Origin of the sequence: Luteolibacter arcticus, assembly GCF_025950235.1 — a bacterium.
In the GTDB taxonomy this organism is placed as follows: Bacteria; Verrucomicrobiota; Verrucomicrobiia; order Verrucomicrobiales; family Akkermansiaceae; genus Haloferula; species Haloferula arctica.
Genome location: NZ_JAPDDT010000001.1, coordinates 406,427 through 431,274, shown reverse-complemented (window position 1 = coordinate 431,274; position 24,848 = coordinate 406,427). Strand labels below are relative to the sequence as shown.

General features: G+C 62.8%; 24 protein-coding genes. 10 read left to right on the top strand and 14 right to left on the bottom strand.

Annotated features, from left to right (window positions below; translation table 11 throughout):
- Positions 1-32: 32 nt before the first annotated feature.
- The 5 genes from ffh to OKA05_RS01730 form a co-directional block, all read right to left on the bottom strand.
- Positions 33-1,463 carry a signal recognition particle protein gene (gene ffh, locus OKA05_RS01750; RefSeq protein ID WP_264485365.1) on the bottom strand — a complete coding sequence of 477 codons (1,431 nt, stop codon included), beginning with the start codon at positions 1,461-1,463 and terminating at the stop codon, positions 33-35.
- A 210-nt stretch (positions 1,464-1,673) separates the two neighbouring features.
- A complete protein-coding gene (locus OKA05_RS01745) occupies positions 1,674-1,901 on the bottom strand; it encodes a DUF433 domain-containing protein (protein WP_264485364.1) in 228 nt (75 codons plus the stop codon).
- Between the two features lie 43 nt (positions 1,902-1,944).
- On the bottom strand, positions 1,945-3,093 hold the full coding sequence (locus tag OKA05_RS01740; protein ID WP_264485363.1) for a polysaccharide deacetylase family protein: 1,149 nt from the start codon (positions 3,091-3,093) through the stop codon (positions 1,945-1,947).
- A 61-nt stretch (positions 3,094-3,154) separates the two neighbouring features.
- On the bottom strand, positions 3,155-3,295 hold the full coding sequence (locus OKA05_RS01735) for a hypothetical protein (RefSeq protein WP_264485362.1): 141 nt from the start codon (positions 3,293-3,295) through the stop codon (positions 3,155-3,157).
- A 38-nt stretch (positions 3,296-3,333) separates the two neighbouring features.
- A complete protein-coding gene (locus OKA05_RS01730) occupies positions 3,334-3,474 on the bottom strand; it encodes a hypothetical protein (RefSeq protein ID WP_264485361.1) in 141 nt (46 codons plus the stop codon).
- Positions 3,475-3,580: 106 nt separating this feature from the next.
- On the opposite strand from OKA05_RS01730, the gene purD reads away from it, so the two are divergent.
- Genes purD through OKA05_RS01710 form a run of 4 tightly spaced genes read left to right on the top strand, consistent with a single transcriptional unit; the run spans position 3,581 to position 7,039 of the window.
- The gene (gene purD / locus OKA05_RS01725) at positions 3,581-4,837 is read left to right on the top strand and encodes a phosphoribosylamine--glycine ligase (protein WP_264485360.1); all 1,257 of its coding nucleotides are present in this window, start codon (positions 3,581-3,583) and stop codon (positions 4,835-4,837) included.
- 30 nt (positions 4,838-4,867) lie between these two features.
- On the top strand, positions 4,868-5,398 hold the full coding sequence (gene pyrR / locus OKA05_RS01720; RefSeq protein ID WP_264485359.1) for a bifunctional pyr operon transcriptional regulator/uracil phosphoribosyltransferase PyrR: 531 nt from the start codon (positions 4,868-4,870) through the stop codon (positions 5,396-5,398).
- A gap of 11 nt (positions 5,399-5,409) precedes the next feature.
- A complete protein-coding gene (locus tag OKA05_RS01715; RefSeq protein WP_264485358.1) occupies positions 5,410-6,120 on the top strand; it encodes a hypothetical protein in 711 nt (236 codons plus the stop codon).
- Positions 6,110-7,039, top strand: a complete 930-nt coding sequence (locus OKA05_RS01710) for an aspartate carbamoyltransferase catalytic subunit (RefSeq protein ID WP_264485357.1) — start codon at positions 6,110-6,112, stop codon at positions 7,037-7,039. Before OKA05_RS01715 ends, OKA05_RS01710 begins: the two co-directional genes overlap by 11 nt.
- 403 nt (positions 7,040-7,442) lie before the next feature.
- On the opposite strand, the gene OKA05_RS01705 is transcribed toward OKA05_RS01710, so the two are convergent.
- Positions 7,443-9,782: a beta-galactosidase gene (locus OKA05_RS01705; protein ID WP_264485356.1), complete on the bottom strand. Its 2,340-nt coding sequence runs from the start codon at positions 9,780-9,782 to the stop codon at positions 7,443-7,445.
- A gap of 279 nt (positions 9,783-10,061) precedes the next feature.
- Here OKA05_RS01705 and OKA05_RS01700 point away from each other — a divergent pair, with 279 nt between their 5' ends.
- Positions 10,062-11,558, top strand: coding sequence for an L-fucose/L-arabinose isomerase family protein (locus OKA05_RS01700; protein ID WP_264485355.1), 1,497 nt, complete (start codon positions 10,062-10,064; stop codon positions 11,556-11,558).
- Here OKA05_RS01700 and OKA05_RS01695 read toward each other — a convergent pair.
- The 7 genes from OKA05_RS01695 to OKA05_RS01665 form a co-directional block, all read right to left on the bottom strand.
- Positions 11,555-11,950, bottom strand: a complete 396-nt coding sequence (locus tag OKA05_RS01695; protein ID WP_264485354.1) for a type II toxin-antitoxin system VapC family toxin — start codon at positions 11,948-11,950, stop codon at positions 11,555-11,557. The two genes, OKA05_RS01700 and OKA05_RS01695, sit on opposite strands and share 4 nt — an antisense overlap.
- A 3-nt stretch (positions 11,951-11,953) precedes the next feature.
- A complete protein-coding gene (locus OKA05_RS01690) occupies positions 11,954-12,244 on the bottom strand; it encodes a hypothetical protein (RefSeq protein WP_264485353.1) in 291 nt (96 codons plus the stop codon).
- Positions 12,245-12,270: 26 nt separating this feature from the next.
- Positions 12,271-13,281, bottom strand: a complete 1,011-nt coding sequence (locus tag OKA05_RS01685) for an ABC transporter ATP-binding protein (protein WP_264485352.1) — start codon at positions 13,279-13,281, stop codon at positions 12,271-12,273.
- A gap of 118 nt (positions 13,282-13,399) precedes the next feature.
- The gene (locus OKA05_RS01680) at positions 13,400-14,386 is read right to left on the bottom strand and encodes an ABC transporter ATP-binding protein (protein WP_264485351.1); all 987 of its coding nucleotides are present in this window, start codon (positions 14,384-14,386) and stop codon (positions 13,400-13,402) included.
- 12 nt (positions 14,387-14,398) lie between these two features.
- Entirely contained in the window at positions 14,399-16,456 is a 2,058-nt protein-coding gene (locus OKA05_RS01675) for an ABC transporter substrate-binding protein (RefSeq protein ID WP_264485350.1), read from the bottom strand.
- On the bottom strand, positions 16,453-18,081 hold the full coding sequence (locus tag OKA05_RS01670; RefSeq protein WP_264485349.1) for an ABC transporter permease subunit: 1,629 nt from the start codon (positions 18,079-18,081) through the stop codon (positions 16,453-16,455). Before OKA05_RS01670 ends, OKA05_RS01675 begins: the two co-directional genes overlap by 4 nt.
- Positions 18,082-18,086: 5 nt before the next feature.
- Complete coding sequence (locus tag OKA05_RS01665) at positions 18,087-19,424, bottom strand: ABC transporter permease (protein WP_264485348.1); 1,338 nt, start codon at positions 19,422-19,424, stop codon at positions 18,087-18,089.
- 161 nt (positions 19,425-19,585) lie between these two features.
- Between OKA05_RS01665 and OKA05_RS01660 the strand changes: the two genes are divergently transcribed.
- From OKA05_RS01660 to radC, 5 genes are all read left to right on the top strand, one after another.
- Positions 19,586-21,184, top strand: a complete 1,599-nt coding sequence (locus OKA05_RS01660) for a peptide ABC transporter substrate-binding protein (protein WP_264485347.1) — start codon at positions 19,586-19,588, stop codon at positions 21,182-21,184.
- 12 nt (positions 21,185-21,196) lie between these two features.
- Positions 21,197-22,123, top strand: a complete 927-nt coding sequence (locus tag OKA05_RS01655; RefSeq protein ID WP_264485346.1) for an ABC transporter permease — start codon at positions 21,197-21,199, stop codon at positions 22,121-22,123.
- A 26-nt stretch (positions 22,124-22,149) separates the two neighbouring features.
- A complete protein-coding gene (locus OKA05_RS01650; RefSeq protein ID WP_264485345.1) occupies positions 22,150-23,121 on the top strand; it encodes an ABC transporter permease in 972 nt (323 codons plus the stop codon).
- Positions 23,122-23,304: 183 nt separating this feature from the next.
- A complete protein-coding gene (locus OKA05_RS01645) occupies positions 23,305-23,637 on the top strand; it encodes a hypothetical protein (protein WP_264485344.1) in 333 nt (110 codons plus the stop codon).
- A gap of 72 nt (positions 23,638-23,709) precedes the next feature.
- Entirely contained in the window at positions 23,710-24,405 is a 696-nt protein-coding gene (gene radC, locus OKA05_RS01640) for a RadC family protein (RefSeq protein ID WP_264485343.1), read from the top strand.
- Between the two features lie 94 nt (positions 24,406-24,499).
- On the opposite strand, the gene ykgO is transcribed toward radC, so the two are convergent.
- Positions 24,500-24,664, bottom strand: coding sequence for a type B 50S ribosomal protein L36 (gene ykgO / locus OKA05_RS01635; RefSeq protein ID WP_264485342.1), 165 nt, complete (start codon positions 24,662-24,664; stop codon positions 24,500-24,502).
- Positions 24,665-24,848: the final 184 nt, after the last annotated feature.

Sequence of the window (24,848 nt, the reverse complement as noted above, 5' to 3'; positions counted from 1 at the left end):
ATCGCAAGCCCCCGCTCGCTGCCCTTCGACGTTCAGAACGGGAACTTCCCCTTGAAGCCTTTCATGATGTCGCCGAGGCCGCCACCACCCGGGCTGCCGAATCCCGGAGGAAGACCGGGCATTCCACCCTTCCCTCCCATGCCGCCACCCATCTGGCGCATCATCTTGTTCATCTTGTTGGGCGAGCGCATCATCTTGCGCATCTCGCCGAACTGCTTGAGGAGCTGATTCACTTCCACCAGCTTGGTGCCGGAGCCCTTGGCAATGCGGTCGCGACGCGAGGCCTTGATGATTTCGGGACGACGGCGCTCATCGGGCGTCATGGAAAGCACGATCGCCTCGGTGCGCTTGAGCCGCTTGGGATCGAAGGCGGCGTCGGGGATCTGCTTCTTGATCTTGTTGAAGCCGGGCATCAGGCCCAGCAGGCCCTTCATGTCGCCGAGCTTCTGGAGCATCTTCATCTGGTCGAGGAAGTCATTGAAGTCGAACTTGCCCTCGGCCATCCGCTCCATCGAGCGCATCGCGTCCTTCTCATCGATCTTGGAGGCGACCTGCTCGACCATCCCGACGATGTCGCCCATCCCGAGGATGCGGTCGGCCATGCGGTTCGGGTGGAATTCGAAAAGCTGGTCGAGCTTCTCGCCCTCACCGGCGTACTTGATCGGCTTGCCGGTGACGGCACGCATCGACAGTGCCGCACCACCGCGCGCGTCGCCATCGAGCTTGGTCAGGATGATGCCGGTGATGCCGACGGCCTCGTCGAAATGCTTGGCCACCGAGACCGCTTGCTGGCCCGTGGCGGAGTCGGCCACCAGCAGGGTTTCCTGCGGCTGGACGAAGGCATGGAGGCGCTTGAGTTCCTCGATCAGGCGCTCGTCGATTTCCTGGCGGCCGGCGGTGTCGAAGATGATGACGTTGTGCTTCTGCGTCTCCGCCCAAGCGAGCGCCTCGCGGGCGACCTTCACGACATCCGTCTCGCTGGCATCCGGCGTGTAAACCGGCACGTCGATCTGCTTGGCGAGGGTGGCGAGTTGGTCAATCGCCGCCGGGCGGTAGAGGTCGATGGCGACGAGCAGCGGCTTGCGGCCTTCCTTCTTGAGCCGCAGCGCGAGCTTGCCGGCGGTGGTGGTCTTGCCCGCTCCGTTGAGGCCGCAGAGCATCACCCGGCCGGGCGGCGCGAGATTGAGTTCCTCTTGGTCGCCACCGAGCAACTCAGCCAACTCATCGTGGAAGATTTTGACGATCTGTTCGCCGGGCTTGATCGACTTGAAGACGTCCGCGCCCATCGCCTTTTCCTTCACCCGGCCGATGAAGTCCTTGGCTACGCTGAATTCGACATCGGCTTCCAGCAGCGCGAGGCGGATGTCGCGCAGGGCGTCGGTGATGTTCGACTCGGAGATTTTCCCGACGCCGCGGAGGTTGCGGAAGGTCTTGTCGAGGGAGTCGGCGAGGTTGGAGAACATGGCGACGGGAGCTTGGAGTCTGGCTAGAGGATTTCCAGCACTTCTATTTCGAGGTTCGGATCCGCCAGCAACCGGATGCGTTCGGCGGCGTGCCGGAGCTTGGCTGGCTGGGCATCAAATCTTCGTTCTAAGGGCTACGCGACAGCACGCAAAATTCCCGCCTACTGAGTGCCTTCATCCCGCACGCGGAGCGTGCGGGCCACTTTGACCTCATGGCGAAGCGGCCACGAGGTGGTGGTCGCGATCCGCGGCGAAGGCGAGGCTGGCCTGGATGTCTTCGGCGGTCAGATCGGGAAAGTCCGCGAGGATCTCGGCGTTGCTCATGCCCGAGGCGAGCCACCCGAGGACATCATAGACCGTGATGCGCAAGCCCCGGATGCAGGGCTTCCCGCCGCGTTTGCCGGCCTCGATCGTGATTCTCCCGCGGAAATCGCTCATGGTTTGAGAATAACGTCAGACGCCCCGAAGTCGAGGCCGCGGCTCACTCCACCGGCAGGTAAGCGGCTTCCGCATCAATGCGGAAGGACCAGCGCAGCGGAACTTCGGGGGGCTTGCCCTTGCTGTCCAGCCACGAGACGGCCACTTGGCAGGCGGGCGAGCGCAGGCGACGGTTGACCTGCCACGAGTAGGACTTCGTTTGCTCGTCGAAAACGGCCGGGACCTCGCCGAAGCCGCCGACTTTCATCGATAGCGTCTTCGGATCCAGATCGGGGACCGTCGATAGATCGGCGGAAAGCAGCGGCAAGCGGGAATCGATCACCATCCCCGGCTCCGGCTGGACGGGGTACGGCGTGCTCTGGGGCGCAATCTCCGGACTGTGGCCGCCGGGCGCACCGGCGACCTCGTTGAAGCCGGTGGCCAGCTCGAAAACCCGGTCGCGGGTGCCGAGGATGATGTAGCGCGGCAGCCTGTGGTCGTCATGCGTGCGCCGAATTTTGCCCGGCAGCACGGTAAAGAGGTGTTCATAGCCGAATTCCTTCGCCAGCGGGTCCATCTCGGCGGTGTGAATGCCGCCCGGATAGGCATAAGTCGTCACCCGGCCACCGAATTTCTCCTCGAGAAAGCGTTTAGAATCCCCGAACTCGGTGCGGATGAACTTCTCGTAGACCTCCGCCCCCTTGCGCCGGTAAGGACCGGGATAAGAGTGGCTGACCGAATGGCTGCCGACGGTCGCTCCATTCTTCTGCATCTCCTTGACCATCTCGGAGGTCAGCGCCTTGCCGCCGCCATCGACGTAGTTCTTGTAAAGGAACAGCGTGAAGGGAAACCCGAACTCCTTCAGGACCGGGTAGGCATCCGTGTAAACTGCCTTCCAGCCGTCATCGATGGTGATGACGATGCTCTTGTCGGCGATCTCCTTTTCGCCCCGCTTCCACGCTTGGAAATCGGCCATTGGGATGACCGGCAGGCCGGCGTTCTTGATCGACTCCATTTGTTTCCGGAACTTCGAGGTCCGGATGACCATCTCGGTCTCCGATGCCGTTTCGGAAAAATCGTGGTAGCCGAGCACGGAAACGCGCACGCCATCATCGGGCACGGCGGGCGGAGGCGGGGCGGGAACTGGAGCCACCGGAGGGACCTCCTGCGCGTGGAGCGGCAGGAGCAGGGCGAGCAGGAGCGCGAACTTCATCAGGCGGGCGACAGTGTAACTGCCGGCCCGCCGCTGCGAAGCGCGAATTACCCGCAAGCGCTCAACGGGCGGCCTGCTGGATCGGAACCCGGGCCAAGGCGGGCAGCGGGGCATCGACCGAATCGTCCTTTTCCAGGAAAGTCAGGGTGATGCCGACGTAGAAAGTGATCAAAGCCAAGGCGAAGAGGACGGGGGTGCTCATAGTGGTTGGGGGAACTTTTTCAGGGGCAGGACCGTCGTTCAGACCGCTTGGGCGGTCGTTGCCGTGGCCACCGGGGCAATAGCCATGCGCATCTTCCGCTTGCCCTTTTCCTGCGGGAGCCATCCGAGGCAGGCACCGGCGAGAGCGAGCGTGAAAGCGAAGCGGGCGGCGTTCTTCATGCCCACAGCGTCCCACGGGACCGCCGGCCGGACCATTACGTCATGACGTGTGCCCAAATCCGGGGTTGAGTCCGCCGCTCCCCTACCCCAAAACCCCCCGCGCCAAATGAAGATCGTCGTCGTGGGAAAAGGTGGGCGCGAGCACGCGCTGGTGCGGGCACTGGCGGAATCGCCGGGACGGCCCGAGATGTTCTGTTTTCCCGGCAGCGACGCGATCTTCCAGCTCGCCCAGCCGGTCCCGGCCGATGGCCTTGAATCGCTGGTAGGCTGGATGAAGGAAAACGACATCGGCCTCTGCGTGGCCGGCGAGGAAAGCTACCTCGTCAAGGGCGAGGGCCTCGCCAACCTCTGCGAAAGGGCCGGCATTCCCTGCTGGGGGCCGCACCTTCAATCCGCGCAGCTCGAGGCCAGCAAGGAATTCGCCAAGACCTTCCTGGAGCGCCACAACATCCCGACCGCGAAGGCAGTCGCCTGCGCCACTCTCGACGAGACCGTCGCCGCCATCGGAGGGAAATACCCGACCGTGCTCAAGTTCGACGGCCTCGCCGCTGGCAAGGGCGTCGCGGTGTGCCTGACCGAACCGGAAGCCACCGCCTTCCTCGACGAGGTTTTCGCGCAAAATCGCTTCGGTCCCGGCCGCGTGCTCGTGGAGGATTTCCTGACTGGCCCCGAAATTTCGATCTTCGCGGCGATCGTCGATGACCACTACCTGATTTTTACTCCGGCCCGCGACTACAAGCGACTCGGCGAAGCCGATGCCGGTCCGAACACCGGCGGCATGGGAGCCGTGGCGAGCCGCAGGCTGATCCCTGCGGAACTGCTGACGGAGATCGAAAGAGGGATCGTGGGACCAACCGTGTCTGGCCTTCGCAAGGATAACCTGCCCTACCGCGGCTTCCTCTACTTCGGCCTGATGCTCACGCCCGAAGGCCCGAAGGTCATCGAATACAACTGCCGCTTCGGCGACCCCGAGTGCCAGGCCGTGATGCCACTGGTGAAGGGCGACCTCGCCAGCTTCTGCCTCGCCGGCGCGAAGGGCGAGCTGGAACCCGGCCTGATTTCCTTCGACGAAGGTTGGAGCGTCTGCGTCGTCCTCGCCTCCGCCGGATACCCCGAAACCTCTCGCAGCGGCGACGTGATCTCCGGCCTCGATGCCGTGGAGACCGCGCGCATCTACCACGCCGGCACCAAGCGCAAAGGCCAGGGCGAATGGGAGACCAACGGCGGCCGCGTGCTCGCCCTCGTCGCCCGCGGCGAGACCCGTGACGAAGCCGTCACCAACGCCCACGCCGCCACCGATCTCGTGTCCTTCGCCGGCATGCAACGCCGCCGCGACATCGGCATCTGCAATTTCGAAGACTGATGTGCCATAGGGCACGCTCCACTATTATTCATGAATCGCACCCTCGGCCCAGACGACATCGAGCAAGGCATTGCCGCCCTTGCCACCGCCATCCGCGAGCGTACCGCGGGCAAGCCGATCGCTCTCGTCGGAATCCGCAGCCGCGGCGACGAAGTCGCCGAGCGCGTTTGCAACCAACTCGCCGAAGAAGACCGCGAGCTCGAACTCGGCACGCTCGATATCTCGCTCTACCGCGACGACTACGAGCACCTCCACGAGAACCCCAAGCTGCAGGAAAGCGACATCCCCTTCACCGTCGATGGCGCACACATCATCCTGGTCGATGACGTCCTCTTCACCGGCCGCACCATCCGCGCCGCGCTCGATGCGCTGTCGGATTACGGTCGCCCGGCGAAGGTCGAACTCGCCACCCTGATCGATCGCGGCCACCGCGAAATGCCGATCCAACCGGACTACACCGGCATTTTGTTAGAGACCTCACGGCACGATCACGTGCATGTTTCCTTGGAGACGACCGATGGCGAGGACAAGGTCGAGATCGTCGCCAAGCAACCCGCCTGACAGACGCTCCCATGCTTCCCCAACGACGGAAATCCGCCGAGGAAATCGCGAAGCTCCGCGAGTCGCTGGGTATTTCCGGCGAGACCGACCCCGAAGCGGAACCGGCAGCAGCGGAAAACATCGTCCTTCCAGACACGACCCCCGCGCCGGATCCCGACACCGATGCAGAGGTGACCGAGTCCGTCGCCCCTGCGCCGGAGAGGCCGGAACGAGCGTCTCTCCCCGCCAAGCCCGTCCGCTCGCTCCGCAAATCCGAGCGAAATCCGGAACGAAGTCCGCTTGCCCCGGTCGAGACGAAGAATGGCATCCCGCTCCGTCGCCACGAGGATCGTGAGTTGATGGAACTGCGCCGCATCCAAGCTGCGCCTCCGGACAAGGCGATTGCCTACATCCAGCAGCTCGCCGCCCCGTGGCCGCTGGTGGTGCTCGGCTATCTCTTTCCGTTGGCAGGTGCCGCTTGTGGCCTGTTCGCCGCGTTTTCTCCGAAGATCCCCGAGCCGGACCTGCAATACCAATGGGTGATCGACCTGTCGCGCGCGCCATGGCTGGACAAGGGAGGCTTCGGCGCGCTCGTCGCTTGTTGCGCCATCGGGCTGCTGTTCGCCGGCTGGTTCATGCTGAAGAAGCCGCGCTCGCGCCATCACGGCGGCTTCATCATCATCCTCGCCGTTCTCATCGCCGTCTTCGGAATCATCCATCAATTCAATCCCAATGGCCCGTAAGGACCTCCTCGACATCTCATCGCTCAGCCGGGAAGAAATCGATCTCCTCCTCGGCCAGGCAGTCCCGTTCAAGGAACTCTTCACCCGCTCCGTGAAGAAGGTCCCCGCACTCAAGGGCAAGTCGGTCCTGATGCTCTTCTACGAGCCGAGCACCCGCACCCATTCGTCCTTCGAGGTCGCCGCCAAGCGACTGTCGGCAGACGTCACCAACTTCGACGTCCCGCATTCCTCGGTGGTGAAGGGCGAGTCCGTCCGCGAGACGATCGAGACGCTGCAGGCCATGCGCACCGACTACATCGTGGTCCGCCACGGTCGCAGCAGCCTGCCCGCGATGATCGCCGGCATGACCAAGGCCAGCGTCATCAATGCCGGTGACGGTGCCCACGCGCATCCCACCCAAGCTCTGTTAGACGCCTTCACCCTGCAGGAAGTCTATCCGGAAGGCCTCGCGGGCAGGAAGGTGCTCGTCATTGGCGACATCCTCCACAGCCGGGTCGCGCGCTCAACCAGCACCATCCTCAAGCGGCTCGATGCCCAGGTCGCCTACCTCGGCCCCGGCTCGCTGGTGCCGAAGTCCGGCCCGGAGAACATCGCCCGCTTCACCAACTACGAGGAAGCGATGAAGTGGAAGCCGGACGTGGTCTACCTGCTGCGCGTCCAGATGGAGCGCCAAGACGTGCAGTTCTTCCCGAGCCTGCGCGAGTATCACCGCGTGTATGGCATCACGGAAGAGCGCCTCAAGCGGATCGACGGCGAAGGCCTGTGGCTCATGCACCCCGGCCCGGTGAACCGCGGCGTGGAACTCTGTGACGGCGCGATGGATTACTCGCGCAGCCTGATCAACCGCCAGGTCGAGAACGGCATCGCCGTGCGGATGGCGGTCCTCTACTGGCTGAAGCCGGGTGGAGAAGAAAGCTGAATGGCGTTAGACAAACCGTCCTGCCCACCGGGACCGCGCGATTCATCCCGCTTCACCTGCAGGTCCACCGTTCAATTACACTAGGCGGCCACACTGCGCCCACGGCGCAGCCCGCTGGGAGCGCGGAGCCTCTGGCCCGCAGAAGCACCTAACAGCTCCGCATCCTCATCCCAGTCCGCCCCAGAAGTCGGAGACCATGACTGCGGAAGCCCTGCTGCCACCTCAAGCCAGCAGCCTTGCTGCGGGGAAGCACCTTGTGAAATGTTTCCAAGGGGTATAACCGGGACTCAGTGAGCGAGTGGAGACAGAGGATGAGGTTCCCGCGATGGCGATGCGATCATGAAAGAGAAGCGGACTCGTCAGGTACTTCTGCGGGCCAGAGGCTCCGCGCTCCCAGCGATTCCTACTTCCCTTCCTTCACAAAGCCGCCGCCAACATATACGCGGTAGTCCTTGATCCGCCCAGGATTGTTCCCGGCACGCGGAGTGTAGCGGAAGCCGCCGATCTTGGTCGCGTCGCCGAGGTCGATCACGAGGTGGTGCGGATAGCCCGGCTGCGCATCCTTCCACTCGCTGTGCCAGAAATCGGCGGTCTGGCCATTGATCGCATTCGACGCGGAGCCATCCTCGCCCGTGAGTTCCTCGCTATCGGCATACGCAATCGTCCAGCTTGCGTGGGAAATCGATTGGCCGGAGGGGTCGAGCAGATCGAGCTCGGCGATCGCGGCGAAGGGCTTGCCATCGTGGGCGTTGAGCATTTCGAGCAAGAACTGTGAGCCTTCGAGCGGCTTGGCAAACTTCACGTCCTGCGCATCCGCACCGGGAGCAAAGGCAGCTTCGAGCGCGGGCTTGTGGCCCTTCAAAACCAACTCGCCCTTCTTCGAGCCCTTGCGGGCAAAGTCCAATTCAGGCCGGAGTTGATCGAGGATCGGCTTCTCCAGCCCGGCGAGCACCGGCTTCTCAGGACCTAACAAATCAAGGATGACCACCTCGTTTTCTCCCGCCTTCAGCCATGCGCCGGGAAGGTAGGCGGTTTGGGTCGGACCAATGTTCCAATGGCGGGCGAGACAGTGGCCATTGACCCAGATGACGCCTTTGCCCCAACTGCGAAGGTCGAGGAACGTATCGGCGGCCTTGGTGAGGTTGAAGGTGCCGCGCCAGAATTTCGGCCCCGGCGCGCTTTCAACTCCGGTCTTCCATTTCAGCGAGGAGAGTAGCGGTTCATCAAGCTTGAGCGGGAAGACCGACCACTCACCGCTGACATCGGTGGCCTTGCCGCCGGAGACGAGCTGCACCTTACCTTGGATACCCTTCCGGTCATGGATCTCGGTGCCGAAGTTCACGTGGCCCATGGCCTCGACGAGGATGTCGAGCTGCTGCGGCTGTTTGCGCTCGGGCAGGCTGACCTTGAAGCGGCGCGAGCGCCGGTCGGTCACGCCGACTTCCTTCCCATCGAGGAAGACCCAGCCGAAGTCGTGGACCTGGCCGATCTGCAAGGTCGCTGCCGGTCCTGCGGGAAGCGTGATGCGATAGACCGTGCACCCGTGACCCTGGTCATAGGACTCCATGTTCCGCGGCGAAGTGTCCTTGATCGCCGTGGGCAGATTCTGGAAGACGGCGGCCGTCTGGCTCAGCGTGAACGAAGGAACTGCCATGACCGGCATCGGTGCTGGCGGGTCGCTGAGCGTTTCCCCCGGCAGCAGATGCTTCGCCATGAGCGTTCGCGTGCGGTCGAACTTGTCCCCAATCCATCCCGCCTCGCTGATGGGAGCATCGTAATCGTAGCTGCTGGTGTCCGGCTTGAACGGCCGGTCCGCGCCCGCCCACATGCCGAAGCTGGTGCCGCCATGGGCCATGTAGATGCTGAACGAAGCGCCGGCATCCAGCATGTATTCGAGGTCCTTGAGATACTGGTCGGTCTTGCCGAGATGGTGCGGTGCCCCCCAGGTGTCGAACCATCCGGGATAGAACTCCCCGCACATCAGCGGACCCTTCGGCTGGATCTCACGGAGCTTCTTGAAGCCCGTCGCCGGGTCGCTGCCGAAATTGACTACGTTGAAGAGATCGTCGCGGCGGCCGTTGGCGAGGTTGCCGGTGGGATTGCAAGCGAACAGCGGGATATCGAAGCCCGCGTCGATCATCGCCTGGCGCATGCGGCCCATGTATTCGGCGTCCTTTCCGTAGAATCCATACTCGTTCTCGACCTGCGCCATCAGGATCGGGCCGCCCTTCGTGACCTGGAGCGGACCGAGCACGCGGCCGACCTCGGCGAACCACGCCTTGCTGGCCGCCATGAAATCGGGATCCTGCGAGCGCAACGCGATATCGGGCTTCTTCAAGAGCCACCATGGCAGGCCGCCACCATCCCACTCGGCGCAGGCATAGGGACCGGGACGCAGCAGCACCCACAGGCCCTCTTCCTGCGCGAGCCGGCAGAACTCGGCGGCATCGGCCTGACCTTCCCAATCATACTTCCCCTTCTCAAACTCGTGGAGATTCCAGAAGAGGTAGGCGCAGACCGTGTTCAGACCCATCGCCTTGCATAGCTGGAGGCGATGCCGCCAATACTCTTTCGGCACCCGGGCGAAATGGAGTTCGCCACAGCGGACCTGCATCCGCTTGCCATCGAGCAACAGGTCGTTCTCGCCGATCTCGAACGTATGCTTCGGCGCTTGGGCAATGACCGGAGTGAGGCCACCGGAGAACAATGCCGCCCCGATGGCGAGCGAGGGAAGGAGCTTCATGGTGACGATCCGAAACCCCTGATAAAAGGGATGTCGAGCCCGGAGTCCGACTGTTAGCCGAAGCCCCGGCATCCGATGGAGAAACGGCGGAATGCGAGAGTGGGGATTGCCTACAAATGCGCGTCGCAAACCACCAAGCCGGCTGTGATCAAATCCACGCACTCAGTCGCGACTTGCACGTTTAATTCCACGGTCTTTCATCGATCCGCTTCTCCGGAAATATGATGAATCCGCGCTACACGACCAAATCGCGGGATCACCGTTAACCCACGTTCGACCATGTACCTACCGCTTGGCCAATACTCGCCCGACATCAAACTCGGCTTCGTTTCCGCGTCCCGCAATTGCTTCCCCCGGGCGCTCGCCGCAGAGCGCTCGGAAAGGCTCGTCGCCGCTACCAAATCAGCCGGCATCGAGCTCACGCTGCCGGAAGCTGAATGCGCCGTCATCGAGACGCGCCAGCACGCCGCCGATGCCGCCAAGCAACTCATCGCCGCCGGTTGCGATGCCGCCGTGTTATTCCTCGGCAACTTCTCGCCGGAGATTGAGGACGCCGCTTTCGTGAAAGCCTTCCCCGGTCCCGTGCTGCTCATCGCCGCGGCCGAGGAAAGCGCCATCAATCTGATCCAAAAGCGTGGCGACGCCCTCTGTGGCCTGCTCTCCGCCGCGATGGCGATCCGCAAGCGCGACGTCCAGGACCGCGTCCACATCCCGGAGTTGCCGGTGGTTTCCGCCGAAGAGGGCGCAGCCGAGATCGCGCACTTCTTGAAGATGATCAAGGTGGTGAAGGGCGTGAAGAACGCCACCATCGGCCTCTTCGGCCCTCGCCCTCGCGACTTCGAAACCTGCAACTACAACCTCGCGTCGCTGCAATCGGTCGGCGTGGAGATCGAGGAGCTTGGCCTCTTCGACCTGCAGAACGAGATCAAGACGATCCAGGAGTCGAAGGCCATCGCCGACGAGCAGAAGGCCGAGATGCCCTCGATCCCGGAAGACCCGAATTTCAAGGCCCGTCTCTCCGACTACGAGCAGGCTGTTAGAAACTTCCGCGAGCGGCTTCAACTCTCCGGCGCGGCCAGCCAGTGCTGGTCGGAGCAGGAGTTTTCGCTCAAGCACGTCCCCTGCTTCATCAACGGCCGCATGGCTGACAAGGGCTTCCCGATCGCCTGCGAGAACGACGCCTATTCGCTCGTCGCCGAGTTGATGGCCCAGTACGCCAGCGACAACACGGTCACGGTGCTGGACATCAACCACTCGATCCCCGGCAACCTCCACGAGTCGCTCAAGGACTACCCGCTCAAGGACATGGTCGGCATGTTCCACTGCGGCAACACCGCCAGCAAGCTGCTCAAGAACCCGGAGATGAAGTATCAGCTCATCATGAAGCGTCTGATGGAACCGGACACCGATCCGGACATCACCCGCGGCACCATCGAAGGCCAGATCTCCGCCTCGCCGATCACCGTCGTGCAGATCCACGGCTACGGTGACAAGCTGCGCGCCTACATCTGTGAGGGGCACTTCCTCGACCTCGACCCGAAGACCTTCGGCTGCACCGGCACCGCCTACATCCCCGGCTTCCACCGCTTCTATCGCCACGTGCTGTTAGGGAGCTACCACCACCACGCGGCCGTCGCATTCGCTCACGTCGGCGCGGTGCTGTTCGATGCCTTCAAGCTGCTGGGCATCGAGGTCATCGACACCCCGCTGCCAGATGGCGTCCCCTACCCGGGCGAGAATGTCTTCCGCGCCGGACTGGTGCCGAAAGGCCGCTAAGCGTGGATCCAGTCCACACACTCGACGCCGGGGACACGCGAGAGATCGCGCGTGTTCCCGGTGACGATCTTTGCCCTTACCGCGCGTGAGATGGAGGCAATCCAGAGATCGGCATCCGGAATCAGGTTTCCGGCGGCCTGAAGCTGAGCCCTGAAGCTGCCGAAAAACTGCGCTCCGGTGAGCGAGATCGGCAGAACGGGGAGGGTGCGGAGAAACTCCAGCACCACCTTGCGGTTTGCTGATGGGTCCTTCGACTTCGCAGCTCCGTAGAACAATTCCGACGCCGTGATTTCGGTCGTCACCACGGGCGCATACACCCCTCGCCGCTGCGCGATGACCCGGCCATTGCCACGCAGGATTTCGAAGCAGGTATCGGTATCCAGGAGGAACATCGCTTACCAGGAAACGTCCACATCCCGCCCTCCGGAGCGGGTTTCATAAAGCGCGGCAATCTCCGACTCCACGCTCAAGTCGGACACCCACCCACCGGCCAAGGCCTCCCACGCACCCGCCATGTCGTCAGGCGATTCGGCGATGCGAAGCGTCTCAGGGTCACGGTTTCCTCCCGTCAATGACGCGCTCAAGCGGTGGATGATCTCGCCATTCAAGCTGCTGTGCGAGCGCTCCGCTGCAAGTTTCAAAGCGGCACCCACGTGCTCGGGAATCCCCTTGATGGTGAGGTTCATCCCGTCACGCTGGGCGCCAAAAACCATTATGCAACCATTTTGGTTACCCTGCTCCAATCGGCTTCCTCAAGGCAGCACGGGTCCGCGGCAACCCAGTGACCGGGCTCGATCTCGCGGAGCGAAAGGTCCGCTCCAACGGTCTCTTGGTAGCGCGGGTGGCTCATCCGGTGACCGAAGGCACTGCCCTTCGGCGGATCGATCGGCGAAGGCACGTCGCCTTCGAGCAGAATGCGGTCTTTCACCAACGTGGGGTCCGGCTCGGGAATCGCCGACAGCAGGGCCTTGGTATAGGCGTGCTTGGGCCGTTGATAAATCGCATCGGCGTCGGCCAGTTCGACGATCTTGCCCAGGTACATCACCGCCACCCGGTCGGAGATATGCTTCACCACCGCGAGGTCGTGGGCGATGAAGAGATAGGAGAGGCCAAGGTCACGCTGCAGATCTAACAGGAGGTTCAGCACCTGCGACTGCACGGAGACGTCGAGGGCCGAGACCGGCTCATCACAGACGATGAGCTTCGGGTTAAGCGCGATCGCCCGAGCGATTCCGATGCGTTGCCGCTGGCCGCCGGAGAACTCGAAGGGATAGCGGTCGGCAGCGGCGCTTTGTAGACCGACGCGCTCCAGCAGCTCGTCCACCCGCTTCCGGCGCTCCATCGCGGAACCGTGGCCGTGAATGATCAACGGCTCCTCAAGGATCTCGCGCACGCTGTGGCGGGCATTGAGCGACTCGACCGGATCCTGGAAGATCATCTGCAGGTCGCTGCGGATCGGCCGCATCGTTCCACGACTAAGACGGGTGATGTCGCGTCCAGCGAAGTGGACGCTGCCGTGGTTGATGTCATTGAGGCGGACGATGGCCTTGCCGAGCGTGGACTTCCCGCAACCCGACTCACCGACCAAGCCCAGGGTCTCACCCGGAGCGATGTCGAAAGAAACGCCATCGACCGCTCTGACCGATCCAATCTGGCGCATGAGAAGCCCCCCCGTGACCGGGAAGTGCACCTTGAGATCGCGGACGGAAAGGATCGGGGTCATGGCACTGGAATCCAATGGGACTGGGATGGATAGGATGGCTGGGATAAGAACCCACGGCGTGGAAGCTGAAGGCTTTCAACCATCCTGGTCATCCCATCCATCCTGGTCCTGATATTTTTCATACGTCGGATGAGGCGTAGCAACTCGGGCAGGCCTCCACCCAATGGCCGGGCGTTACCTCGATGAAAGGCGGGCGTTCGCGCAAGGTGGACCCTTGGCGTTCCATACGTTGGCAGAAGCGGCAGCCGGGAACGAAATCCTTCAGCGAGGCGACCATCCCGGGAATGACCGGCAGCGTCGACTTGCGCTGGGTTTCCAAGCGCGGAATGGAAGCCAGCAGGCCGCGAGTATACGCGTGCAGCGGCCGCGCGAAGAGTTGCTTCACCGGCGCGCGCTCAACAACACGACCACCGTACATCACCACGACCTCATCGCAGGTCTCGGCAATGACTCCGAGATCATGGGTGATGAGAATGACCGACATCCCCATCTCCGCCTGGAGGCGTTTCATCAGGTCGAGGATCTGCGCCTGCACGGTCACATCGAGCGCGGTCGTCGGCTCGTCGGCAATGACCAGGTCCGGCTTCAGCGCGAGAGCCATCGCGATGACGACCCGCTGGCGCATGCCGCCGGAAAGCTGGTGCGGATAGTCCCCTGCCCTCATCTCCGGCGCGGGGATCTTCACGAGCCGCAGCATCTCGATCGCTGCGTCCCATGCCTCCTTCTTGCTGACCTTCTTGTGGATAAGGAAGCACTCGGAAAGTTGCTTCCCGATGCGTTGCACCGGATTGAGCGCGGTCATCGGCTCTTGGAAAATCACGCCGATCTCGTTGCCGCGAACCTTGCGCATCTCCTCGGGCTTGAGCTTGGTGAGGTCGCGGCCTTTGAAGAGGACTTCGCCTTGCAGGATCTTGCCGGCAGGCTGGGGCAGCAGACGCACCAGCGACATGGCCGTGACGCTTTTCCCGCAGCCCGACTCGCCGACGATGCCGAGCGTCTTGCCGCGGCTAATATCAAAAGACACGTGATCGACAGCGCGGACCAGCCCCGCATCGGTATCGAAGGCGGTGATCAGATCGCGGACCTGGAGCAGGGGTTCGGACATCAATTCACATCGTCACGGGTTCTGGATCTTCTTCCGGTGTTGGTCAAAGATCAGGCTCTTCTCCGGGAAGGTCTTGCCTTGAGTCATGGCCTCCTGCGTTTCCTTGCGCAGACCCGGGTCGATCCAGTGGACGTGGTTCATCTCCGGTTCGTTGCCGAGGCGGACGTTGAAATTGTCCGGCCAGCGCACCCAGCGCCAGTAGCCGACGCGATAGAAGGGCCGGTAGTAGGCAGGCACCCACACGGCGCGCTCGTGAAAGATCTCCTCAAGCTGGTGGCTGGTCTCGCGAATGACATCAAGGCTCCGGGCGTTGCGGTTTTCCTCGAGGATCTTGTCCACCTCGGGATCGGCGAAGACGCTGATGTTATTGGTCGCGGGCCGCGGCTTCTTGGTGCCGGGCTCGTAGGCATCCTTCGAGTGGAAGCCCTGGTAGTAGTCGGGCGTCGGGAGCTGGTTCTGCCAACCGGTGAAGGCAATCTCATGCTCCTTGCGCGAGGTCTTCTGGAATGCCGCGGTGGGGTCCATCGCTTCCAGCTTGTATTCGACCCCGGCGCGAATCGCCTCCTCCTTGAGACGCAGCATCATCGGGATCAGCGCAGGAATCCGCGAGTAGTTGATGGTGAAAGAGAGCCGGCGACCCTGGGCGTCCTTCAGCACGCCGTCCGGTCCCTGCTCGGTAAATCCGGCACGGCCGAAGGCCTCGCGTGCCAGCGCCACATTGAAGGGCCGCGCGCGCAGCGTCTGGTGGGAGAGATCGCCATAGCCGCCCTCGATCACGTTCAGACGCTCGGCATCGCCGCGCAAGTCGAGGTCGATGACCTTCTGCCAATTTGTCGCGTGCTGGAGCCCGATGCGGATGTCCAGGTTATCGAGCAACGGCCGGCTGAGATTGAAATACAGCCCGCGCGAGACCGTGGGATACTCGTTGTAGAAGGTCGCCTTCTCGATGTAGCCGTTGAAGACGTTCGGCACTTCGCTCTTCTCGTACCAAGTCGTCGGATCCGGATAGAGGTAGGTGTCGATATCCCCGCGCAGGAACATCTGGAAGACCTTGCCCTCGTCTCGCACTTGCAGGTACTCGATGCGGTCGGGATTGAAGCGGTGCTTGAAGTAGGTCTTGTCCTTCGCCCACCAGTCTTGGACCCGGGTCAGCGAGATCGAGCGACCCTTGACGATATCCTCTGCCTCGATTTTGTAGGCCCCGGTGGTGGGCCGGGGACGCCAGGCATAGCGCCGTTCGAAGTCCGGGCCGAACTCGCGGTAGTAGTCCTCCTGGAAGGGAACGATGAAGCCGGCAAAGCCTGCCGCAAGCGGCTTCGGCGTGCCGAGGCGGATGCAAAGGTAGTCCTTCCCGTAGGTCGAGATCCCCCAGTACTGCTCGCCGTAGTAAGCGCGGTAGAAGGGCTCGGTGAGATACTTCGAAAGGTAGACGTAGAACGTCATCATCCAATCCCCCGAGGTGACCTCCTTGCCGTCCGACCACGTCGCGTCATCATCGATGTGGAAGTAAACGGTCTGGCCGTCCCCGGCGATCGACCACTTGTCGGCGAGGATCGGAATCACGGCCCCCGTCTCGGGATGGAAGCCGGTCAGCGCGAGTTCGATATCGTCGAAATGATAGCTGCGGAAGGAGTTGTTCGCCTCACGGCCGCAGGTGCGGATGTTCGGAGGGAAACCGCCGCCGGGAATGTAGCTGTGAAAGGTGCCACCCTTCTTCGCCTCCGGCGATCCGAGTTCGGGCTCGTTCAGGTTGGTCGTCCACTCGAGCTGCGGCAGATCCGCCTCGGTGAAGACCTCGAAATAGGCGGGCCGCTGCAGGCGGCGCACCGTGTCGTCCAGGTCGCGCTGCTTGTCCTTGCGGTCCTGCTCGCTGAGCGTCGTGCCGGCCAGCTCGGTTTCGAGTTCGGCCTTGTGCTTGGCAAGCGTCGTGGCGAGTTCGGCATTGTAGCGCTTGTAGAAGGCCTCGCGCTCGGCGGTATTATCGTAGGGCGGGAATTCCGCCCCCTTCTTGCAGGAAGGCACCACGAGCAGCATCACGGCCGCCGCCATCATGTGGAATAGGCGCTTCATTGGTAGGTCGTGTATTTTTTCGGGTCGAAGGCCTCGCGAATTGCCTCGCCGATGAAGGTGATCACCAGCAGCACGAAGACCAGCATGCCGAAGACCGAGCTGACGATCCACGGCGAGGAAAGATTCGAGGTCCCGTCATCCAGCAAGCGCCCCCAGCTCGGATAGCGCTCCGGCAGGCCGAACCCCAGGAAGTCGAGCGCGGTCAGCATGCTCGCCAGTCCCGCCACGCTGAACGGCAGCAAGGTGACGATGGTGGAAACCGCGTTCGGCAGGATGTGCCGGAAAATCACCCGGGCGGTGCCGGCCCCTTGGACACGCGCGGCGGCCACGTAGTCGCGGGCCTTCTCCTTGTAGGTGGAGGTCCGCAGGTACGTCGCCACACTGATCCACGAGAACAGGCAGAAGATCAGCAGCACGTTGATCAACGTTACCTTTTCGAGACCAATGTTCGCGGTGATGATCATCACCACCAGCAGGAAGGGCACGTTGCTGAGCACCTCCGCGATGCGCTGGCTCACGATGTCGAACCAGCCGCCGTAGTAGCCCTCGAGGCAGCCCATCACGATGCCGATGCCATAGCTCAGCACAATGTAGAAGAATGCCGCCTTCAGGATCACCTGCAGCCCGCCGTACATCTGCGCGACGATGTCCCAGCCCTTGGAGTCCGTGCCTAACAGGTGCGTCGTTTCCCGCGAACCGAAGAAGGGCGGCGCAGGCGGATAGACCAGTTCGTACCACGACCCGGCAGGCGCATTTCCGGCCTCGCCCTCGACAGTCGTCTGAGTCAGGGAGCCGGCGCTCCACTCCTCGCGGCCGGCATACTCGCCCTTCTCATCGTAGAGCGAGGTGCTGCCATCGCGCAGGCCCTTGCGGAAGCGGGCCGCGCGCACGGGAATCCGGGGATTGTCCTCACGAAACTGGCTCGCCTGGCCGTTGTAGGGTTCGCGTTTGCTGGAGCGATGCAGCTTGCCGTCGATCTCGACCAAGGGGCGGCGCTGGACGTCATCGGAATCGAAGGTGGGATCCCACGGGACGGGCGGGAGGAAGACCTTGTTGTCCGACTTCGCCTCGCGGAATGCGGCGTAGAGCTTCCGGTAGTTCACCTCCTGATCCTCCGTGCCGCCGAATTCCTTGTCGCGATACCCTTCCTCCCGGAAGGCGGGGAAGAACCACTGGCCCTCGTATTTCACTGCCAGCGCGCGCTTGCCGACCAGCACCTGGTCGAGCATCGCGAGCACCAGCAACAGGATCAGCAGTTGAAACGCGACCCAGCCTCGACCGATCGAGCGGAAGCGCGAGAAGCGCCGAAGCGTGAGCGGGTTCCATTGGAATTTCCCGCCGAAGATGAAGAGCAGGATGGCGATCAACGCCAGCACGCCACAGAACACATTTCCCACCGTCTCGTGCTGGTGTTCCAGGAACCGGTGCGGGTTGATCGGGATGAGGCCCTTTCCAAAAACGGTGATGAGATGCCCGTGATCCGAAGCGGCCTGGATCTGGTCCGGAGTGGCGCGGAATGAGTAGAACCACCGGAGCGATGGCAGGCTTAGCCCTTGGTGATACGCGACCGCGGCGAGTACCGCCACCAGCAACAGCATCAGTCCGATTTTCCGGGGAAAGGTCATGTCTGTCACTTGTAGCTCACGCGCGGATCCACCAGCGCGACGCAAAGGTCGGATAGGACATTCCCGATCAGCATCAGGACCGCCGCGACGAAAGTCACCCCCATGATCAGCGTCTGGTCGACTTCCAGGATCGCGCTGAACTCCAGCAGGCCGAAGCCGTTGATGTCGAAAACCTTCTCGATCAGGATCGAGCCGGTCACGAAGATTGCGATGTTGTTCCCGAAGGTCGTGGCGATCGGAATGAGCGAGTTGCGGAAGGCGTGCTTGAACACGGCCCGCGGGAACGAGACGCCTTTGGCCGCAGCGGTGCGGACATAGTCGGCCGCCAGGTTGTCCATCAGGTTGTTCTTCATCAGCATCGTCATGAAGGCGAAGCTGGAAATGAGGTAGCAGACCAAGGGCATCGCGGTGTGGTGGAGCAGGTCCTTCACCTTCCCCCACGGGGACAGCGTGTCGAAGTCGTCCCCCGTGAAGCCACGCAGCGGGAACCAGCCGAGCTGCGCACACACGTATACCACCAGCAGCGATCCGAGTGCGTAGCCGGGAATCGCGTAGCCGGCGAAGACCGCCACCGACGAGGCATTGTCGAGGAAGGTGCGGTGCCTGATCGCCTTCACGATGCCGAGCGGCAGGCACAGGCCGTAGATCGCAATCATGCTGATGACACCGAAGTAGATCGAGACGGGCATCCGCTGCAGGATCATCGACCAGACCGGGTCCTGATACTTCTGCGAGTTTCCAAGGCTGCCTTGGAAGAGTCCGTCGTAGGAGGACTTGAAAAGAACCGCCCGGTACTCCGGCAGCTTGGGGAGGTCGATGCCCTTGACCCACTTCTTCCAGCGCTCCGCCTGTTCCTGCGGTGTCCTCAGGCGCACCTGCCAACCGGTGAGATCCACCTCCACCGCGGGATCGGGCACGATCCACGCATTGCCCGCGTCATCGCGCTCGACCTTGGCCTCGAAAATGGTGCCGGGAATGGGGATCTGGACCGTCTTTTCACCGGGCGCAAACTCGACGCCGATCTTGTTGTTCACGTCGTCCTTCGGGAGAATGCCCAGCCACTCGAAGTAGGCGCGGAAGCCGTTCTTGTCGCGGTCCTCCTTTTCCTCGACCTCCAGCACCTGTGAGGCGGTCAGCGACGAGCTGCCCGCCTCCGCGCGGGTGCGCTTCCCCTGCCCCTCCCCGCCCATCATCCCGGCGAGGGCCCGATCGACCGGTCCACCGGGTGCTGCGCGGACGGACGCGAAGACGAGCGCCGTGATCCCCAGCAATGTCAGCGGGATCAGAAGGAGGCGGCGCAGGAAATAGGCTTTCAAATGGCGGGACGAAACTAACGGTTCCACGGGTTCTAGCGATCCTCCCCTGCCTTGCAAGTCCCCGGCGGCAGAAAGGGGCTCTTTGACAGAAAAGCCCGCCAAATCCGCAAATCAGGACAAAGACGTAAGCATTCTGCAAATTTTCCCTGCAATCCCGGCGCGGGACACGCTAGACCCACGCCCGACTCATGACACGACGCGCCCTCTACTTGCTTCCCCTGCTCCTCTGCCTCGCCGGCTGCCAGCGGGAAACCCAGGTCGAAAAGGCAAACCGCGAGAAAATCCTGCTTGTCGGCAATTCGGCCGATCCCAAGTCGCTCGACCCGCATCTCGTGACCGGGGTGACCGAAAGCAACGTGATCCGCGCGCTGCTAGAGGGCCTCGTCGCCGACGACCCGAAGGAGGACAACGCGCACCCGCCCGGTGCCGCGACCCACTGGGAGCACAACGAGAACTACACCGAGTGGACCTTCCACCTGCGCCCGGACGGGAAGTGGTCCGATGGCGCGCCGCTGACCTCCGGCGATTTCATCTTCGCCTACAACCGGCTGCTCCATCCCGACCTCGCGGGGCCCTACGCGGAGATGCTCTATTTCATCAAGAACGCGGCGGAATACAACAAGGGGACCATCACTGACTTCAGCCAGGTCGGCGTCTCCGCGCCGGACGACTATACGCTCAAGGTCTCGCTAAAGGAGCCGGTGCCGTTCCTGCCCGACATCACGCGCCACTACACCTGGTTCCCGGTGCCGCGCCACGTGGTGCTGAAGCATGGCAAGATCGGCGATCGCTTCACCGCGTGGAGCGAGGCCGGCAACTACGTGGGCAACGGCCCCTTCATGCTAAAGGAGTGGCTGTTCAATGACAGCATCCACACAGCGAAGAACCCCAACTACTGGAATGCCGCCAACGTGAAGCTCAACGGCGTGCGCTTCATTCCGGTGGAAAACTTCTACACCGAGACACGCGGCTTCCTCGCCGGCCAGCTCCACACCACCTATCAGCTCCCACCGCCGCTGGTGGACAAGATCAAGGCGGAGCATCCCGAGTTCCTCCGCCAGGAACTCTATGTCGCCACCGATTTCGTCCGGGTCAACACCACCCGGCCGGTCCTCGACAACCCCAAGGTCCGCATGGCGATGTCGCTGGCCATCGACCGTAAGCTGCTTTGCGACAACATCCTTCAAGGCAACACGCCCGCCGGCACGATCACGCCGAACATGGGCGACTACAAGCCGGACCCCATCGTCAGCTACGATCCCGAGCGGGCCAAGGCGCTGCTCGCCGAAGCGGGCTACCCCGAAGGCAAGGGCTTCCCCCGCTACTCGATCCTCATCAGCGCGGCCGGCAGCCGCGGCACCGTCGAAGCGCTGCAGGCCATGTGGCGACAGACGCTCGGCATTTACTTCAATATCCAGACGATGGATTGGGGATCGTACGTCAGTGCCCAGCAGAACCTCGAGTTCGACATCGCACTCGCGGCATGGTCGGGCGACTACCTCGACCCCACGACGTTTTTGCTGATGTGGACGAAGGGCAACGGCAACAACAACACCGGCTGGGACAGCCCGCAGTATGAGGCATTGCTCTCCGAGGCCGCCCAGCAGACCGATCCTGCCGGCCGCCTGGAGATGTTCAAGCAGGCCGAGCGCCTTTTCATGGAAGCCCAGCCTATCCTTCCGATCTCCTGGCGAGGTCGCAACTACCTGCACCGGCCGGAGGTGAAAGGCTGGCATCCGCTGCTGCTAGACAATCACAACTGGGGTGCCATCTCCCTCGAACCCTGATCACCTGAGCCCATGTTCAAAGTCCTGCTCAGCCGGCTGTTCCAGAGCGTCCTCGTGATGTTCGTGCTCTACACGATCACCTTCTTCCTGGTCAAAAAAATGCCCGGCAATCCCCTCCAAGGGGAAAAGGCGATGCCGCCTCACATCAAGGCCAAGATGGAGGCCTACTACGACCTCGATAAGCCGGTATACGTCCAGTACACCAAGCAGCTCGGCAAATTCATCCAGGGCGATCCCGGCTATTCGTTCCGCCTCGAAGGGCGGCCCGTGGGCGAAATCATCAGCCAGGCATTTCCCGTCTCGCTCCAGCTCGGCATCATCGCGATGACCGTCGCCGTCACCATTGGCATTCCCGCCGGTTGCATCGCCGCCGCGCGGAGAAACGGGTTGCTCGATACGGGCTCGATGGCGGTCGCGATGATCGGCATCTGCCTGCCCTCCTTCGTGATCGGCCCGGTGCTCGCGGAATACTTCGGCCGCAATCTTCAGTGGATGACTGCCTTCGGCTGGAGTTCCACGAATCCGGTCACGTGGGTCCTCCCTGCCCTGACGCTCGGCCTCGCCTATGCCGCCTACCTTTCGCGCCTGACACGCGCCGGGATGTTGGAAACGCTGTCGCAGGACTTCGTCCGCACTGCCAAGGCCAAGGGCGTGCCGGGATGGAAGATCCTGATCCGCCATTGCCTGCGTGGCGGCCTGATTCCCGCCGTGGCCTACATCGGACCCGCCTTTGCCGGGATCGTCTCCGGGTCGCTGGTCATCGAGAGCGTCTTCCAGATCCCGGGGCTGGGACGTCATTTCATCAAGTCCATCGAAACGCGCGATGCCCCCGTCATCCTCGGCGTGGTGATGCTCTACGGAGCGCTGGTCATCCTCGCGAACTTCCTGACCGACATCGCCGGGGTGTGGCTCAATCCACGCCTGCGCAAGTCCGCCTGAACCTTTCTGCTCTCCCGATTTTTTTCATGACGACCGAAGACAAGGGATCCTCGCTGTGGCTGGATGCATGGCTGCGACTGCGCCACAACCGTGCCGCCATGGTTGGCCTGGTCATGCTCACGCTGATCGGTGCCGCCTGCATCGTGCTGCCGTCCATCAGCGACTTCCTCAAGGACCCGACTAAGACCGATCTGGTCAACCGCAACCTCAAGCCGGGCGCGGAAAACTGGTTCGGCACCGACCACCTCGGCCGCGACCTGTTTTCCCGCGTGATCTTCGGGGGGCGCATCTCGATCGCCGTGGGCCTGATCACCACCATGGTCTCGGTGACCATCGGCATCGTCTGGGGTGCCGTGGCGGGATATGCCGGTGGCCGCACGGATGCATTTCTGATGCGCATCGTGGACATCCTCTACGCGCTGCCCTTCCTGGTCATCATCATCTTGCTCAGCAAGATCCTCGAACCGATGACCAATAGCCTCACGGAATGGGCGGTCCATTTCATCGGCGGGGAAAAGGCCACCCAGAAGGAGCTCGGCGACACGCGGAACTGGGTGGAGCCGCTGACCACGCTGGTGCCGGTCTTCATCGCCATCGGGGCGTTGTCGTGGCTCACCGTGTCGCGCATCGTCCGCGCCCAGGTGCAGAGCGTGGCGAGCCTCGACTACGTGGAAGCGGCCCGCTCGCTGGGTCTCGGCCATCTGCGGATCCTCTTCCGCCACATCCTGCCGAACACGCTCGGCCCCATCATCGTTTACACCACGCTGACCATCCCCGGCGTGATGATGTTCGAGGCCACGCTGTCCTTCCTCGGCCTGGGCGTGAAGGCTCCGAACAGCTCGTGGGGCGTGCTGATCAAGGAAGGCGCGGACTTCATGCTGACCAACCCGATGCAACTCGTCCTCCCGTCGGTCTTCTTCTCCGTCACGTTGTTCTCGCTGAACTTTCTCGGCGATGGCCTGCGAGACGCGCTGGATCCGAAGGCGTCGAAGGATTGAAGTGACCGCTTTGAAACTGCACGATGGGAGGCGTGAGCGATTCGTCCGTCCACTTCCTTCATCGGCCGCGTGCGCCCCTGCCCGGGGCGGCCGATTTCGATCCGTGGGAGGGTAACTTGGATGCGCGCAGCGCGTGGAAGAACTACGGCGGCCTGACACTGGACCAAGCCCACAGGCTCTTCCTTGAGAACCCTCTGCTACCAGGAGGACTTCATGTTCATGGGGCCGAACGCCTTCGCCTATTACTTCCCGGTGATTGATGGCTACATCAGGGAGGTTCGAGGCGAGGAACCGGACGACGATTGCTGCGCCGCAATCCTTGGATCCGCCGTCGCCGGGCAATTGGAGGAGGCCACGAACCCCGCCATCCGATCGATCGCCAGCGAGGTCCTGAATCTGGCCGCTCACGTTGCCAGGAACGCCGCCCGGTACACGCCCGATGAAAGGATGCAAAAGAGGATCCTCCGCGAGTGGCGCAAAGTCGATGAGGCCGCCGCCGGACTCACCGGCCGGTAACCGCCCTGCCATCTGTTCATCCGAACCAATATTTTGCTCGCCTTGCCAAGTGCGCCATGTGTTCATTTGATCATGGATCTGCGGATCACTGATCTCCCCCTTGATGAACGGCCCCGTGAGAAGCTCGCCCGCTTCGGCGCCGGGGCCTTGGACAATGCCGAGCTGCTGGCCATCTTCCTGCGCACAGGCGTGAAGGGCCGCAGCGCCATCCAGATCGGCCGCGATTTGTTGCAGCACTACGGGTCCATCGGAGAACTCGGCAGCGCAGGCGTGGAAGAGCTTTCCCGCCAGACCGGGCTGGGACTCGCCAAGGCCTGCCAGCTTGTCGCCGCCTTCGAGCTAGGCGCTCGCGCCGCACGCGAGCAGACCGCGCAACAACCGCTGGACGATCCGCAGACGATCTACCGGCTCTTCGCTCCGCGGCTCGCTTGGATCCGCCACGAGCAATTGCTGGTGGCGCTGGTGGATACCCGGCTGCGTCACACCGCCACGGTGGAAATCAGCACCGGTATCCTGACCGAAACGTCCGCGCATCCGCGGGAAATCCTCCGCCCGGTCATCACCCGTGGGGCCTACGGCTTCGTGCTCGTTCACAACCACCCTTCGGGCGATCCGACGCCGAGTCGTGCCGACGACCGCCTCACCCGCCGTCTGGTGGAGGCCACCGATCTGCTCCAACTGACGTTTCTCGACCACCTCATCATTGGCCGGCCGGAGGGTGGCCGGCTTCCCTACTTCTCCTTCCGGGAGGCAGGGATCGTGCACTGAACCAAAAGCTGCGCACCCCGGGCGAAATCGGAAAAACGAAAAGGCAGCCCGCAGGCTGCCTTCTCTGAAACTTTGGAATTCGTCCGAAGAACTCTTACTTCACGCCTTGCTTCGAGAGGCGGGTGCCTTTGGTCGCGCCTTGGCGGGCCTTGAACTTGGGGTTGCTCTTGCAGATGACATACAAGGTGCCCTTGCGCTTCACGACCTGGCAATCGGCGTGGCGGCGCTTGGCGGAAGAGAGCGAGGAAAGAACTTTCATGGGAAAATCGCGCGTTAGGTTCGGTGCGGGCCGCGGAATCTAGGGAGCGGGTGGGGCATGTAAAGCGGATTCTCGCGCAAAAATACTGATTCCCTTCACATTTCTTAACTTTTCTTCGAGACCCTCCTCCAGCAGCTGCGCGTTGACGTGCAAACGAGGATTCCACTTTCCCGGCCCAAGGCAA